Genomic DNA, 15,080 nt, shown 5'->3' with positions numbered 1-15,080 from the left:
TGGGCGCCAGGTCCCTTGTTGGAGTTTCGCCGTGCTCACCATCTTCCTCGCCGCCCTGCTGTTCGGCTTCGCGTTCAATGTCTCGCCCGGGGCGGTGTTCAGCGAGACGTTGCGGCGCGGCCTCACCGGCGGCTTCCGCCCGGCGCTGCTGGTGCAGTTCGGCTCGCTGATCGGTGACGCGGTCTGGGCCCTGGCCGGGCTCACCGGCCTGGCCTTGCTGCTGGCCCACGAGGAGGTGCGCGTGCCGCTGACCATCGCCTGCGCCGCGTACCTGGCCTGGCTCGGCGTGCAGGGCCTGCGCGATGCGTGGAAGCCGCCGCTGGACAATCTGGAAGCGGCCACCAGCGCCGGCAACGCCTTCGCCTCGGGGGCGGCCATCTCCCTGTCGAACCCGAAGAACGTGGTCTATTGGGGGGCGCTCGGCAGTGCCCTGGCCGGCATCGTCGAAGGGGCGCCGAGCCAGGCGCAGTCGCTGGTGTTCTTCGCCGGTTTCATGCTCTCGTCGCTGATCTGGTGCTTCGTCTGCGCGGCGCTGGTGGACTGGCTGCGGCGCAACACCTCGCTGTTCTGGCACCGGGTCAGCTACGCCGGCTGCGGCCTGCTCCTGCTCGGCCTGGCCGGCCTGGCCCTGCGCGGGCTCTGAGGGTGCACGCCGCGCGCGTCTGCCCGATGGGCGCCGGCGTACCGGCCGACGGCGAATAGGTTATGCGCCCTAGGGGAACTCGTGCGCCTGCCCGTAGGGCGCATAACGCCTACGGCGTTATCCGCCATCGCCGGCGCTCCGGCCAACAGGGAGGCACGGCCGCAGGAGCGGAGGTTGTCCGCGATAGCCGGGCTGCCTCAGAAATCGCCCCACAGCTGCTGCGCCACGCTCAACGCCACCACCGGCGCCGTCTCGGTGCGCAGCACCCGTGGCCCCAGGCGCGCCGCGTGGAAGCCGGCGGCCTTGGCCTGCTCGACTTCGGCGTCGCTGAGGCCGCCTTCCGGGCCGATGAGGAACGCCAGGCTGGCCGGGCGGGCGTGGCTGGCCAGGGGGTCGGCCACCGGGTGCAGCACCAGCTTCAGCTCGGCGTCGCTGGCCTGCAGCCACTCGGCCAGGGTCAGGGGCGCGTTGATCTGCGGCAGCACCGAGCGGCCGCACTGCTCGCAGGCGCTGATCGCGATCTGCCGCCAGTGCGCGGTGCGCTTGTCGGCGCGCTCGTCTTTCAGGCGCACTTCGCAGCGCTCGCTGACGATCGGGGTGATTTCCGTGGCGCCCAGTTCGGTGGCCTTCTGGATCGCCCAGTCCATCCGTTCGCCGCGCGACAGGCCCTGGCCCAGGTGGATGCGCAGGGGCGACTCGGCGAGGCCGGCGAAGCTCTCGCGCAGCTCGACGCGGACGCTCTTCTTGCCCACCTCGACGAGTTCGCCGAGGAACTCCTGGCCGGAGCCGTCGAACAGCTGCACCGGGTCGCCGGCGGCGTGCCGCAGCACGCGGCCGATGTAGTGGGCCTGGGCCTCGGGCAGGTCGTGCTGGCCGAGGGACAGGGGGGCGTCGATGAAGAAGCGGGAAAGGCGCATAGGGGCGGCTGCAGGCGGCGAGTGGAAAGCGCCAAGCTTAAAGCTTTCAGCCTGGCGCTTGTAGCCGCCGGCGCGCCTCAGCCCGGATCGCGATGGTCGGGGAAGCGCTGGCTGACCGCCACGCTGACACTGTCGCGGGTGGCGATGTCGATGCCTTCGCTGGCCACCTCGGCGAGGAAATCGATTTCCTCCGGGGTGATCACGTAGGGCGGCAGGAAGTACACCACGTTGCCCAGCGGGCGCAGCATCGCGCCACGTTCCAGGGCGTGCTGGTAGACCTTCAGGCCACGGCGCTCCTGCCACGGGAAGGGCGCGCGGCTGGTCTTGTCCTGGACCATCTCGATGGCCAGGGCCATGCCGGTCTGGCGGATCTCGGCGACGTGCGGGTGCCCGGCCAGGTGTGCGGTGGCTGAGGCCATGCGCGCGGCCAGGGCCTTGTTGGCCTCGATGACGTTGTCCTGCTCGAAGATGTCCAGGGTCGCCAGGGCCGCGGTGCAGGCCAGCGGGTTGCCGGTGTAGGTGTGTGAGTGGAGGAAGGCGCGCAGGGTCGCGTAGTCGTCGTAGAACGCCTGGTAGACCTTGTCGGTGGTCAGTACCGCGGCCATCGGCAGGTAGCCGCCGGTCAGCGCCTTGGACAGCACCAGGAAGTCCGGGGTGATGCCGGCCTGCTCGCAGGCGAACATGCTGCCGGTGCGGCCGAAGCCGACGGCGATCTCGTCGTGGATCAGGTGCACGCCGTAGCGGTCGCAGGCCTCGCGCAGCAGCTTGAGGTACACCGGGTGGTACATGCGCATGCCGCCGGCGCCCTGGATCAGCGGCTCGACGATCACCGCCGCGACTTCGTGGTGGTGCTGCTCCAGGGTGCGCTCCATGTGCTCGAACATGGCCCGCGAGTGGGCTTCCCAGGACTCGCCCTCGGCGCGCAGGTAGCAGTCCGGGCTGGGCACCTTGAGGGTGTCGAGCAGCAGCGACTTGTAGGTCTCGGTGAACAGCGCCACGTCGCCGACCGACATGGCCGCCACCGTCTCGCCGTGGTAGCTGTTGGTCAGGGTGACGAAGCGCTGCTTGGCCGGCTGGCCGTTGTTCTGCCAGTAGTGGTAGCTCATCTTCAGCGCCACCTCGATGCCCGAGGAGCCGTTGTCCGCGTAGAACACCCGGGTCAGGCCCTCGGGCGTCAGGCGCACCAGGCGCTCGGACAGCTCGACTACCGGCTGGTGGGTGAAGCCGGCGAGGATCACGTGCTCCAGCTGGTCCACCTGGTCCTTGATGCGCTGGTTGATGCGCGGGTTGGCGTGGCCGAACACGTTGACCCACCAGGAGCTGACCGCGTCCAGGTAGCGCTTGCCCTCGAAATCCTCCAGCCACACGCCCTTGCCGCGGCGGATCGGGATGACCGGCAGGCGTTCGTGGTCTTTCATCTGGGTGCAGGGGTGCCAGAGCACTTCCAGGTCGCGCTGCATCCACTCGGCGTTCAGGCCCATGGCGGGTCTCCTCTCGATACGTCGGGCAAGCCTATGCAATGGGAAGTGGACGGACAAGGCGCGCGCCGCGACACACGGCAGAGCCCGGCATCTGGCCGGCCATGGGGCGCTGTCGTATGCTGCGCGCCTTCGCACCATGTTGGGGGATGCACGATGAAAATGGGATGGCTGCGCACGGCGTCGTTGCTGGCGCTGGCGGCGTTCAGCGCGATCGCGCTGGGCAAGGACAAACAACCGACGGCCATCGTGGTCGGCGGCGGCCTGGCGGGCCTCAGCGCCGCCTATGAACTGCAGCAGGCCGGCTGGCAGGTGACCCTGCTCGAAGCCAAGCCGCAGATCGGCGGGCGCTCGGGGCTTGCCACCAGCGAATGGCTGGGCAACGCCAAGGCCCAGCCGACCCTCAACGGCTACCTCGACACCCTCAAGGTGAAGTCGGTGCCGGCGCCGGAATTCGTGCGCACCCCCAGCTATCTGATCGACGGCGTCTACTACTCCTCCGCCGACCTGAAGCAGAAGATGCCGACCGTGGCCGCCGACCTCGAGCGCTTCGAGAAGTCGCTGAACGACCTCTCCGCCTCCATCGACGACCCGCTCAACCCGCTGGCCAACAAGACCCTGTTCGCCCTCGACCAGCTCAACGTCGCGCGCTGGCTGGACAAGCTGAACCTGTCGCCGACCGCGCGCCTGCTGGTCAACCAGCGCATCCGCTCGCACTACGACGAGCCGTCGCGCCTGTCGCTGCTGTACCTCGCCCAGCAGGGCCGGGTCTACCGCAACGTCGATGACCGCGACCTGCGCGCCGCGCGCCTGCCCGGCGGCAGCCCGGTACTGGCCGAGGCCTTCGTCAAGCAGTTGAAGACCATCAAGACCAACGCCCGCGTCAGTGCCATCGTCCAGGACAAGGACGGCGTCACCGTCAAGGCTGGCGCCACCGGCTACAGCGCCGACTACGCGGTGCTCGCGGTGCCGCTGCGCGCCCTCGGCCAGATCCAGCTGACCCCCGGCCTGAACGCCAGGCAGCAGGAAGCGCTGAAAAACACCAACTACGGCTGGCGCGACCAGATTCTGCTGAAGTTCAAGCGCCCGGTGTGGGACGACAAGTCGCGCCTGTCCGGCGAGATCTACAGCGACCAGGGCCTGGGCATGATCTGGGTCGAGCCCGCGCTCAAGGGCGGCGCCAACGTGCTGATCAACCTGTCCGGCGACAACGCCCGCGTGCTGCAGGCCTTCGGCGACCGGCAGATGGTCGACCAGGTGCTGATCCGCATGAACAAGTTCTATCCGAAGATGCGTGGCGCCTACTCCGGCTACGAGATGCGCCGCTACAGCACCGACGCTAGCACCGGCGGTTCCTACCTGGCCTACGGCCCGGGGCAGATCAGCCGCTTCTGGCGCGCCTGGGAACAGCCGCTGCCGCGCGTGGCCTTCGCCGGCGAACACACCGACGCGCTCTATCCGGGCACCATCGAGGGCGCCCTGCGCAGCGGCAAGCGCGCCGCCGCCCAGCTGCGCGACCTGGCGGCCGGCAAGAGCATCGTCGTCGACACCCCGGCCAAGCCCGCCGAGGCGGCGGCCGCCGCGCCGGCCGCGGCCGAGGGTGGCAAGAAGAAGGGCGCCATGTCCTGGCTCACCGATATGTTCTGAGGCGCGCAACGCCGCCTGGAACACCGAAGGGGCGCCGCGAGGCGCCCCTTTTTCTTTGTGCGTCGAATAGAAGCAGGTGGCGGGGTGTTATGCGCAAGAGCCCCCGCGGAGGCTCTGGAATGGTCATTAGCCAGCGAAGCTATCTTGTGAATCGATGTTTCAAAGCAGAAATTTCCACTTTTACTCGATGGATTTGCCGCTAGGCTAACCGCTCGGCTTTTTCAGGAAACCTCTCGATGCAATGGCGTAACTCGCCCTCCCGCTACGGACTGGTCAGCATCTTCCTGCACTGGGGCAGCGCCCTGGTGGTCTTCGGCCTGTTCGGCCTGGGCCTGTGGATGCGCACCCTGGACTACTACGACACCTGGTACCACCGCGCCCCGGAAATCCACAAGAGCATCGGCATCCTGCTGGCCATCGCGCTGCTCGCCCGCGTCGCCTGGCGCTTCCTCAGCCCGTCGCCGCCGGCTCCGGCCAACCACAGCGCGCTGGTGAAAAAGGCCAGCAAGCTCGGGCACCTGGCCCTGTACCTGCTGCTGTTCGCGGTGATCATCGCCGGCTACCTGATTTCCACCGCCGAGGGCAAACCCATCAGCGTGTTCGGCTGGTTCAACGTACCGCCGACCCTCAGCGGGCTGCCCGAACAGGCCGACACGGCCGGCGCCATCCACCTGTACCTCGCCTGGGGCCTGGTGGTGTTCGCCGTGCTGCACGCCCTGGCGGCGTTCAAGCACCACTTCCTCGACCGTGATGCGACCCTGACGCGCATGCTCGGCCGTTCCACGGACTGACCCCACCAAACACCATACGGAGATCACCATGCTGAAGAAGACCTTCGCCGCCCTGGCCCTGGGCACCGCACTGTTCGGCGCCGGCCAGGCCATGGCCGCGGACTACAAGATCGACAAGGAAGGCCAGCACGCCTTCATCGAGTTCCGCATCAAGCACCTGGGCTACAGCTGGCTGTACGGCCGTTTCGACGATTTCGACGGCGCCTTCACCTTCGACGAGAAGAACCCGGCCGCCGACAAGGTCAAGGTGACCATCAACACCAACAGCGTGAACACCAACCACGCCGAGCGTGACAAGCACCTGCGCAGCCCGGACTTCCTCAACGTCGGCAAGAACCCGAGCGCCACCTTCGAGTCCACCGGCGTGAAGGCCGAGGGCAAGAACGCCGAGATCACCGGCAACCTGACCCTGAACGGCGTGACCAAGCCGGTCACCATCAAGGCCGAGCTGATCGGTCAGGGCGACGACCCCTGGGGCGGTTACCGCGCCGGCTTCCTCGGCACCACCACGCTCAAGCTGAAGGACTTCAACATCCAGCGCGACCTCGGCCCGGCTTCCCAGGAAGTCGAGTTGACGCTGTCTGTGGAGGGGGTGCGTCAGTAAGACGCAGCCACAGCGAAACGCCGGCGCAAGCCGGCGTTTTCGTTACTGCGGCAGCTGTTCCTGGGCTTCCAGGCAGCGTCGCAGCAGATGGGCCATGATCTGTTGTTCCTCGGCGTCGAGCGGCGCAAACAGCTTGTCATGGGTGCACGCCAGAATCGTCTGGGCCTGGGCGTGGACGCCCTTGCCGGCGTCGGTGAGGAACAGCTGGAAGCTGCGCTGGTCACCCGGATTGCGCTCGCGCCGGACCAGGCCGCGGCTCTCCATCTCGCGGACCTTGCGGGTGATCAACGCCTTGTCGCGGCACATCTGCCGACCGACGTCCTGCAGGTTCAGGCCCTCGGCCTCGCCGATCAGCTCCAGCAGGCGGATGTCCGGCGGCGCGAGGTCGATGCCTTGGGCGAGCAGACCCATCTGCAGTTGGCTGCGCAGATGCTCGAAAAGTGCCATCAGGTGCTCTGGCAGGTCGGGATTCACGGGTTCGCTCATGGCCTTGAAGGGGTAAACGGAATGTAAAGCCGATTGATCGGCCTGGGCATTTTCCTTATTTTAGTTGATGCTATCAACTTTATAAGAAAAGCCGCTCACGCCCAACGGGAAGTCGCACGCGGAACGCAGGCCCAATGGCTAAATCGTTTCAGTGGTTTTCCGGCCAGGCTTTCGGACATTTACAAACAAACCTGAATGTAAGTATTTTGCCAGCCTTTCCGGCCCGGCTGCCTGCCGTGGTGCCGGTCGCTTTCGCTTACGAGGACAACGATATGCAACGAACGCCAGCCAAGCGCGCTCTGGTCCCGGCCCTGCTCGTCGCCATGGCGACCCTTGCCGGCTGCGGCAAGAGCGAGGCCCCGCAGCAGGCGCAGATCCCCGAGGTCGGGGTGGTGACCCTGCAGGCCCAGACAGTGCCGCTGAGCACCGAGCTGCCCGGTCGCACCACGGCGTTCCGGGTGGCCGAAGTACGCCCGCAGGTCAACGGCATCATCCTCAAGCGCCTGTTCAAGGAAGGCAGCGACGTCAAGGAAGGCCAGCAGCTCTACCAGATCGACCCGGCCACCTACGACGCTACCCTGCAGAGCGCCAAGGCCAACCTGATGTCCACCCAGCAGCAGGCCGAGCGCTACAAGCTGCTGGTCGCCGACGAGGCGGTGAGCAAGCAGCAGTACGCCGACGCCCAGGCCGCCGCGCTGCAGGCCAAGGCCAGCGTCGACCAGGCGCAGATCAACCTGCGCTATACCAAGGTGCTGTCGCCCATCTCCGGACGCATCGGCCGTTCCGCCGTCACCGAGGGCGCCCTGGTCAGCAACGGCCAGAGCACCGCCATGGCCACCGTGCAGCAGCTGGACCCGATCTACGTCGACGTCACCCAGCCGTCCACCGCGATGCTGCGCCTGCGCCGCGAGCTGGCTGCCGGCAACCTGCAGAAGGCCGGCGACAACGCCGCCAAGGTCAAGCTGTTCCTCGAGGATGGTTCGGCCTACCCGGTGGAAGGCAAGCTGGAGTTCTCCGAGGTGTCGGTCGACCAGGGCACCGGCTCGGTGACCGTCCGCGCGATCTTCCCCAACCCCAAGCATGAGCTGCTGCCGGGCATGTTCGTCCACGCGGTGCTGCAGGAAGGCGTTCGCGACAAGGCCATCCTCGCGCCACAACAGGGCGTCACCCGCGACCTGCGCGGCCTGCCCACCGCCCTGGTGCTGAGCGCCGACGACAAGGTCGAGCTGCGCAACATCAAGACCGACCGCACCGTTGGCGCCTACTGGCTGGTCACCGACGGCCTGAAGCCCGGCGATCGCCTGATCACCGAAGGCCTGCAGTTCGTCCAGCCCGGCGTCAAGGCCAAGGCCGTGCCGGCGAAGAACGTCGCTCCCGCGGCCGGCGCCGACAAGCCCGCCGACTCGGGCAGCCAGGGTTAACCAAGGGGTTTCGCAATGTCGAAGTTTTTCATTGACCGGCCGATCTTCGCCTGGGTTATCGCCCTGGTGATCATGCTGGCCGGCGGGTTGTCGATCCTCAACCTGCCGGTGAACCAGTACCCGGCCATCGCCCCGCCGGCGGTCGCCATCCAGGTCAGCTACCCGGGCGCTTCCGCCGAAACCGTGCAGGACACCGTGGTACAGGTGATCGAGCAGCAGATGAACGGTCTCGACCATCTGCGCTACATCTCCTCGGAGAGCAACTCCGACGGCAGCATGACCATCACCGTGACCTTCGACCAGGGCACCAGCCCGGACATCGCCCAGGTCCAGGTCCAGAACAAGCTGCAGCTGGCCACGCCGCTGCTGCCGCAGGAAGTGCAGCAGCAGGGTATCCGTGTGACCAAGGCGGTGAAGAACTTCCTGATGGTCGTGGGCATCGTCTCCGAAGACGGCAGCCTGACCAAGGAAGACCTGTCGAACTACATCGTCTCGAACATCCAGGACCCGCTGTCGCGGACCGCCGGTGTCGGCGACTTCCAGGTGTTCGGTTCGCAGTACGCCATGCGCATCTGGCTGGACCCGGCCAAGCTCAACAGCTTCCAGCTGACGCCGAACGACGTGGTCACCGCCGTGCAGGCGCAGAACGTGCAGATATCCTCCGGCCAGCTGGGCGGCCTGCCCGCGGTCAAGGGTCAGCAGCTCAACGCCACCATCATCGGCAAGACCCGCCTGCAGAGCGCCGAGCAGTTCGACCAGATCCTGCTGAAGGTCAACACCGACGGCTCCCAGGTGCGCCTGAAGGATGTCGCCGATGTTTCCCTGGGTGGCCAGGACTACAGCATCAACGCGCAGTTCAACGGCAAGCCGGCCTCGGGTATCGCCATCAAGCTGGCCACCGGCGCCAACGCGCTGGACACCGCCAAGGCGATCCGCGAGACCATCGGCCGCCTGCAGACCTTCATGCCGCAGGGCATGAAGGTGGTCTATCCGTACGACACCACCCCGGTGGTTTCCGCTTCCATCCATGAAGTGGTCAAGACCCTGGGCGAGGCGATCCTCCTCGTGTTCCTGGTGATGTACCTGTTCCTGCAGAACTTCCGCGCCACCCTGATCCCGACCATCGCCGTCCCGGTGGTGCTGCTGGGTACCTTCGGCGTGCTGGCGGCGTTCGGCTTCTCGATCAACACCCTGACCATGTTCGGCATGGTGCTGGCCATCGGCTTGCTGGTGGACGACGCCATCGTGGTGGTGGAGAACGTCGAGCGGGTGATGGCCGACGAGGGCCTGCCGCCCAAGGAGGCGGCGCGCAAGTCCATGGGGCAGATCCAGGGCGCGCTGGTGGGCATCGCCATGGTGCTCTCGGCGGTGTTCCTGCCGATGGCCTTCTTCGGCGGCTCCACCGGGGTGATCTACCGGCAGTTCTCCATCACCATCGTCTCGGCCATGGCCCTGTCGGTGCTGGTGGCGCTGATCCTCACCCCGGCACTCTGCGCCACCATGCTCAAGCCCGTCGCCAAGGGCGACCACGGCGAGCACAAGCGTGGTTTCTTCGGCTGGTTCAACCGCAAGCTCCAGGACACCACCCACGGCTACGAGCGTGGCGTGACCTCGATCCTCAAGCACCGCGCGCCCTACCTGCTGGTGTACCTGGTGATCGTGATCGGCATGGCCTGGCTGTTCACCCGCATCCCCACCTCGTTCCTTCCCGACGAGGACCAGGGCGTGCTCTTCGCCCAGGTGCAGACGCCGGCCGGTTCTTCCGCCGAGCGCACCCAGCGGGTGGTCGACCAGATGCGCGAATACCTGCTGGACAAGGAAGGCCAGGCGGTCAACTCGATCTTCACCGTCACCGGCTTCAACTTCGCCGGTCGCGGCCAGAGCTCGGGCATGGCGTTCATCATGATGAAACCCTGGGACGAGCGCCCGGGCTCGGAGAACAGCGTGTTCGCCGTGGCCCAGCGCGCCCAGCAGCACTTCTTCAGCTTCAAGGACGCGATGGTGTTCGCCTTCGTGCCGCCGTCGGTGCTGGAGCTGGGTAACGCCGTGGGCTTCGACATCTTCCTGCAGGACCAGGCCGGCGTCGGCCACGAAGTCCTGGTGCAGGCGCGCAACAAGTTCCTCCAGCTCGCCGCGCAGAGCCCCGTGCTGCAACGCGTGCGTCCCAACGGCCTGAACGACGAGCCGCAGTACCAGCTGCTGATCGACGACGAGAAGGCCAGCGCGCTCGGCGTGTCCCTGGCGGACATCAACAGCACCATCTCCATCGCCTGGGGTTCGAAGTACATCAACGACTTCATCGACCGCGGCCGGGTGAAGAAGGTCTACGCCCAGGGCCAGCCCAACGCACGGATGAGCCCGGAAGACCTGGCCAAGTGGTACGTGCGCAACAGCAGCGGCGAGATGGTGCCCTTCACCGCCTTCGCCACCGGCAAGTGGAGCTACGGTTCGCCCAAGCTCGCGCGCTACAACGGTGTGCCGGCCATGGAAATCCTCGGTGAGCCGGCCCCGGGCCGCAGTACCGGTGAGGCCATGGCGGCGGTCGAGGAGATCGTCAAGCAGCTGCCCAAGGGCGTCGGCTACTCCTGGACCGGCCTGTCCTACGAGGAACGCCTGGCCGGCTCGCAGACCACCGCGCTGTTCGCGCTTTCGGCGATCGTGGTGTTCCTCTGCCTGGCGGCGCTGTACGAGAGCTGGTCGATCCCGTTCTCGGTGATGCTGGTGGTGCCCCTGGGGATCATCGGTGCGCTGTTGGCGACCTCCATGCGCGGCCTGTCCAACGACGTGTTCTTCAAGGTCGGCCTGCTGACCACCATCGGCCTGTCGGCGAAGAACGCCATCCTGATCGTGGAGTTCGCCAAGGAACTCCACGAGCGCGAGGGCAAGCCCATCGTCGAGGCGGCCATCGAAGCCTGCCGCCTGCGTCTGCGCCCGATCGTCATGACCTCGCTGGCATTCATCCTCGGCGTGGTGCCCCTGGCGATTTCCACCGGCGCCGGTTCCGGCAGCCAGCACGCCATCGGTACCGGCGTGATTGGCGGCATGGTCACCGCGACCGTGCTGGCGATCTTCTGGGTGCCGTTGTTCTATGTGGTGGTCAGCACCCTGTTCAAGGACAAGACGTCCAAGGAACAGGCGGCCGCCGAGAAGGGGCATTGATATGAGAAAGTCCTTACTCTCCCTGGCCCTGGCGGCAGCCGCACTGTCCGGCTGCTCGCTGATCCCGGACTACCAGCGCCCCGAGGCGCCGGTAGCCCAGGCCTACCCCCAGGGCCCGGCCTACACCGGCGCCCAGGGCGCCGGCGGCGCTGCCGCCGCCGACCTCGACTGGCAGAACTTCTTCAGCGACCCGCAACTGCGGCGCCTGGTCGAAGTGGCCCTGGACAACAACCGTGACCTGCGCGTCGCCGCGTTGAACGTCGAGGCCTACCAGGCGCAGTACCGCATCCAGCGCGCCGAGCTGTTCCCGGCGGTCAGCGCCGACTTCGCCGGCTCGCGCCAACGCCTGCCGTCGCGGGTGTCGACCACCGGCGACTCGATGATCAGCAGCCAGTACGGCGCGACCCTGGGCGTCACCGCCTGGGAAGTCGACCTCTTCGGCCGTCTGCGCAGCCTGCGCGACCAGGCCCTGGAACAGTACCTGGCGACCGAGGAAGCGCGCCGCAGCACCCAGACCGCGCTGGTGGCCAACGTCGCCAACGCCTACCTGACGCTGCGCGCCGACCAGGCCCAACTGCAGCTGACCCGCGACACCCTGGCGACCTACCAGAAGACCTACGACCTGACCAAGCGCAGCAACGAGGTCGGCGTGGCCTCGGCCCTCGACCTGCGCCAGGCGCAGACCTCGGTGGAAAGCGCGCGGGCGACTCTGGCGCAGTACACCCGCCTGGTGGCGCAGGACCAGAACGCCCTGACCCTGCTGCTCGGCAGCGGCCTGCCGGCCGACCTGCCGCAAGGCCTGGGCCTGGAACAGCAGATGCTCGCCGAAGTGCCGGCGGGGCTGCCGTCCGACCTGCTGCAGCGGCGCCCGGACATCCTCGAGGCCGAGCACCAGCTCAAGGCGGCCAACGCCAGCATCGGCGCGGCGCGCGCGGCCTTCTTCCCGAGCATCAGCCTGACCGCCAACGCGGGCAGCCTGAGCCCGGACCTGTCCGGCCTGTTCGACGGCGGTTCGGGTACCTGGCTGTTCAAGCCGTCCATCAGCCTGCCGATCTTCAACGCCGGCAGCCTGAAGGCCAGCCTGGACCTGGCCAAGGTGCAGAAGAACATCCAGGTGGCGCAGTACGAGAAAGCCATCCAGACGGCCTTCTCGGAAGTCGCCGACGGCCTGGCCGCGCGCGGGACCTACAGCGACCAGCTGACCGCCCAGCGCGCCCTGGTCAAGGCCAGCGACGAGTACTACCGCCTGGCCGACAAGCGCTACCGCACCGGCGTGGACAACTACCTGACCCTGCTCGACGCCCAGCGCTCGCTGTTCAGCGCCCAGCAGCAGTTGATCACCGACCGCCTGAACCAGCTCACCAGCGAGGTGAACCTGTACAAGGCGCTCGGCGGTGGCTGGCAGGAAAGCACCGCGCAGCAACAGTCGAAGCCGCAGCCCAAGGGCTGAGGCCTCGACCAACGAAAACGCCGCCCTTCGGGGCGGCGTTTTTTTGTGCGGGACGAGCCGAAGGCGCTGGTGTTCCCGGTACGTCATCCCCGCGAACGCGGGGCCCCAGTGCCTCACGCCCCGGAGCGTAGGGCGAATAACCGTTCGCGGTTATCCGCCGCCGGCCGGAACATCGATGCCCGGGTACAACGGCGGATAACGCCATAGGCGTTATGCGCCCTACGGGAACGCTGTGGCTTATAGCGCGGTGCTTTGTCCCGCCGGGCGGATGTCGTGGTCGGCCAGCCAGTCCAGGGCGCATTCGCGCAGGCGTTCGCCCTGGTAGAGGTACCAGGCCTGGAGCAGCTCGGGGTAGCCCATGAGCACGTGGCGGAAGGCCTTGAAGGGCTTGCGGCCTTCCAGCGCCGAGGCCAGGGCGGCGTAGGCGTGGGGCTCGCCGACCTCGCGCAGGTAGTCGCGCATCAGTTCCAGGGATTCGCGGCTGCTCAGCGGCTCGATCGGCAGCAGGCGCTCCGGGTCCTGTTCCAGCAGGAGCAGCAGGTCCGGGTCTGGGTAGTCGGTCAGCAGCGGCACCACCTGGCCGCTGCCCAGGTCCAGGTAGTGCTCGATGTCGCTGGTGTCGAGGGCGAAGGCGAGTTCGTCGAGGTCGATGGTCATCGGGCGCATGGTCGTTCTCCCTGGTTCGAGAGCCCCAGCCTAGCCCATGCGCGGCCTTCCTGTCCGCTGCATTCCTGTTACAGGCGGAAGCGCCCGACCTGGCCTTGCAGGTCGCCGCCCAGGCGCGCCAGCTCGTTGCTCGAGGCGGCGGTCTGTTCGCTGGCGGCGGCCGATTGCTCGGCGATGTCGCGGACCTGGCCGACGCTGCGGCTGATCTCGGCGGCGACGCTGCTCTGCTGCTCGGCGGCCGAGGCGATCTGCAGGTTCATGTCCTGGATCTGCGCCACCGTACGGGCGATGCCGGCCAGGGCCTCGCCCGCGCGGCGGGTCAGTTCCACGGAGTTGCCGGTCAGCTCGCGGCTGTCGTCCATGCAGCGGGCGGCGTCTTCGGCGCCCTTCTGCAGGGCGGCGATCAGCGCCTCGATCTCGGCGGTGGACTGCTGGGTGCGCTGGGCCAGCGCGCGCACCTCGTCGGCCACCACCGCGAAACCGCGCCCGGCCTCGCCGGCGCGGGCGGCCTCGATGGCGGCGTTGAGCGCCAGCAGGTTGGTCTGCTCGGCCACCGACTTGATCACGTCGAGCACGCTGCCGATCTTCTCGCTGTCGCCACGCAGGCGCCCCATGGCCTGGGTGGAGCGCTCCACCTCGGCGGCCAGGTGATCGATCTGGACCATGGCCTGGCCCACCACCTGCTCGCCTTCGCGGGCCTGGTTGTCGGCCTGGCGCGCGGCCCCGGAAGCCTGTTCGGCGTTGCGCGCGACTTCCTGCACGGTGGCGGCCATTTCCTCGATGGCGCTGGCCACCTGTTCGGTTTCCAGGCGCTGGCTGTCGACCCCGGCGCGGGTCTGTTCGGTGACCGCGGACAGCTCGTCGGCGGCGGTGGCCAACTGGCCGACGCTGCCGCCGATGTGGCCGATCAGCTCGCCCAGGCTGTCGCGCATGCGCAGCATGGTGCGTTGCAGCTGGCCGAGTTCGTCGCGGCGTTGCAGGTGCAGGTCGCCGTTCAGGCCGCGTGACAGGTCGCCCTCGGCGATGCGCTCGGCCAGGGTCAGCGATTCATGCAGCGGGCGCACGATCTGGCGGTTGATGGCCCACACCGAGAGGGCGCCGAAGAACAACGCGAACAGGGCGATGTAAGCCTGGTGCCACTTGGCCTGGCTGGCGGCGGCGTCGCGCTGGCGCAGGCCCTCGTCCATCAGCGCGGCGCTGGCGCGGAACAGCGCTTCGGCGCGGCCGTCGAGGCCGTCGAGGCCGGCGTTGGCCTGCCCGCGCTGCTGGGCGTCGGCGCGCAGCAGCTCGTCGGCGCCCTGGGCGTAGGCGGACAGCGCCTGGCGCAGGTCGTCCAGGCGCGGCCCGGCGAGGCCGTCGCGGGCCAGGCGCTCGCTGCCGCTTTGCAGGTCGTTCAGTTGCGAGCGCAGGCGCTGGGCCTGTTCCGCGCTGCCTTCGAGCTGGTAGCGCAGGCGCGCCAGCTCGGCCTGGTGGGCGCCGCCGTCGAGCTGGCCGATGTGGGTCAGGCGCTCGCTGTGGACGCTCTGGTCATCCAGGCCGTCGATGCCGCCGAGCAGCACCAGCAGGGTCAGCAACAGGCAGATGCCGAAGCCCACGGCCAGCTTCAGGCTGACATTCATGCGGCCGAGCTGAAGGACGAGCCAATCGTACATGTCGAATACTCCAGGCAGACAAAGCCCCGGAAGCGGGCCCCGGAGCCGAAAATGGCGAACGTTGGGTCGATCTTGTGGTGAAGCAGGCGAGGAGTTTTCTCTGGACGCATCTGCGTGCGTCCCTGCTTATCGGCGATCGGGCGCGGAACTTCAATGCCGGGCGCGG

General features: G+C 67.8%; 13 protein-coding genes. 7 read left to right on the top strand and 6 right to left on the bottom strand.

The window, feature by feature from the left end; translation table 11 throughout:
* The first annotated feature begins 31 nt into the window (after positions 1–31).
* Positions 32–643, top strand: coding sequence for a LysE family translocator (locus P3W75_RS10175; protein WP_276227257.1), 612 nt, complete (start codon positions 32–34; stop codon positions 641–643).
* A gap of 197 nt (positions 644–840) precedes the next feature.
* Here the strand turns inward: P3W75_RS10175 and P3W75_RS10170 are convergent, their stop codons facing one another.
* Both P3W75_RS10170 and P3W75_RS10165 read right to left on the bottom strand, forming a co-directional pair.
* Positions 841–1,560, bottom strand: coding sequence for a 16S rRNA (uracil(1498)-N(3))-methyltransferase (locus P3W75_RS10170; protein ID WP_276227256.1), 720 nt, complete (start codon positions 1,558–1,560; stop codon positions 841–843).
* A gap of 77 nt (positions 1,561–1,637) precedes the next feature.
* Entirely contained in the window at positions 1,638–3,041 is a 1,404-nt protein-coding gene (locus tag P3W75_RS10165; protein WP_276227255.1) for an adenosylmethionine--8-amino-7-oxononanoate transaminase, read from the bottom strand.
* A gap of 153 nt (positions 3,042–3,194) precedes the next feature.
* On the opposite strand from P3W75_RS10165, the gene P3W75_RS10160 reads away from it, so the two are divergent.
* The 3 genes from P3W75_RS10160 to P3W75_RS10150 all read left to right on the top strand — a co-directional run bounded on the left by P3W75_RS10160 (position 3,195) and on the right by P3W75_RS10150 (position 6,080).
* A complete protein-coding gene (locus P3W75_RS10160; RefSeq protein WP_276227254.1) occupies positions 3,195–4,685 on the top strand; it encodes a flavin monoamine oxidase family protein in 1,491 nt (496 codons plus the stop codon).
* A gap of 236 nt (positions 4,686–4,921) precedes the next feature.
* Positions 4,922–5,476, top strand: coding sequence for a cytochrome b (locus P3W75_RS10155; protein ID WP_276227253.1), 555 nt, complete (start codon positions 4,922–4,924; stop codon positions 5,474–5,476).
* 28 nt (positions 5,477–5,504) lie between these two features.
* Positions 5,505–6,080 (top strand): YceI family protein, encoded by a 576-nt coding sequence (locus P3W75_RS10150; protein ID WP_276227252.1) that lies wholly within the window; start codon positions 5,505–5,507, stop codon positions 6,078–6,080.
* A 42-nt stretch (positions 6,081–6,122) separates the two neighbouring features.
* Here the strand turns inward: P3W75_RS10150 and P3W75_RS10145 are convergent, their stop codons facing one another.
* Positions 6,123–6,527, bottom strand: a complete 405-nt coding sequence (locus tag P3W75_RS10145; RefSeq protein WP_276227251.1) for a MarR family transcriptional regulator — start codon at positions 6,525–6,527, stop codon at positions 6,123–6,125.
* A 311-nt stretch (positions 6,528–6,838) separates the two neighbouring features.
* On the opposite strand from P3W75_RS10145, the gene mexA reads away from it, so the two are divergent.
* From mexA to P3W75_RS10130, 3 genes are read left to right on the top strand one after another with little or no spacing between them, the layout of a single operon-like run.
* Complete coding sequence (mexA, locus tag P3W75_RS10140) at positions 6,839–7,987, top strand: multidrug efflux RND transporter periplasmic adaptor subunit MexA (RefSeq protein WP_276227250.1); 1,149 nt, start codon at positions 6,839–6,841, stop codon at positions 7,985–7,987.
* A 15-nt stretch (positions 7,988–8,002) separates the two neighbouring features.
* Complete coding sequence (locus P3W75_RS10135) at positions 8,003–11,146, top strand: efflux RND transporter permease subunit (RefSeq protein WP_276227249.1); 3,144 nt, start codon at positions 8,003–8,005, stop codon at positions 11,144–11,146.
* A 1-nt stretch (position 11,147) separates the two neighbouring features.
* Positions 11,148–12,596: an AdeC/AdeK/OprM family multidrug efflux complex outer membrane factor gene (locus P3W75_RS10130; RefSeq protein ID WP_276227248.1), complete on the top strand. Its 1,449-nt coding sequence runs from the start codon at positions 11,148–11,150 to the stop codon at positions 12,594–12,596.
* A 237-nt stretch (positions 12,597–12,833) separates the two neighbouring features.
* On the opposite strand, the gene P3W75_RS10125 is transcribed toward P3W75_RS10130, so the two are convergent.
* From P3W75_RS10125 to P3W75_RS10115, 3 genes are all read right to left on the bottom strand, one after another.
* The gene (locus P3W75_RS10125) at positions 12,834–13,262 is read right to left on the bottom strand and encodes a UPF0158 family protein (protein ID WP_276227247.1); all 429 of its coding nucleotides are present in this window, start codon (positions 13,260–13,262) and stop codon (positions 12,834–12,836) included.
* Positions 13,263–13,330: 68 nt separating this feature from the next.
* Positions 13,331–14,914, bottom strand: coding sequence for a methyl-accepting chemotaxis protein (locus P3W75_RS10120; RefSeq protein ID WP_276227246.1), 1,584 nt, complete (start codon positions 14,912–14,914; stop codon positions 13,331–13,333).
* Positions 14,878–15,080 (bottom strand): hypothetical protein (locus tag P3W75_RS10115; RefSeq protein ID WP_276227245.1); only part of this gene is annotated, 203 nt, incomplete at its 5' end. The genes P3W75_RS10120 and P3W75_RS10115, both read right to left, overlap by 37 nt.

This window comes from Pseudomonas citronellolis, from assembly GCF_029335315.1.
Lineage (GTDB): Bacteria > Pseudomonadota > Gammaproteobacteria > Pseudomonadales > Pseudomonadaceae > Pseudomonas > Pseudomonas citronellolis_A.
Note: the sequence above shows the minus strand (reverse complement) of the source record. Positions and strands in the feature narration are given on the sequence as shown.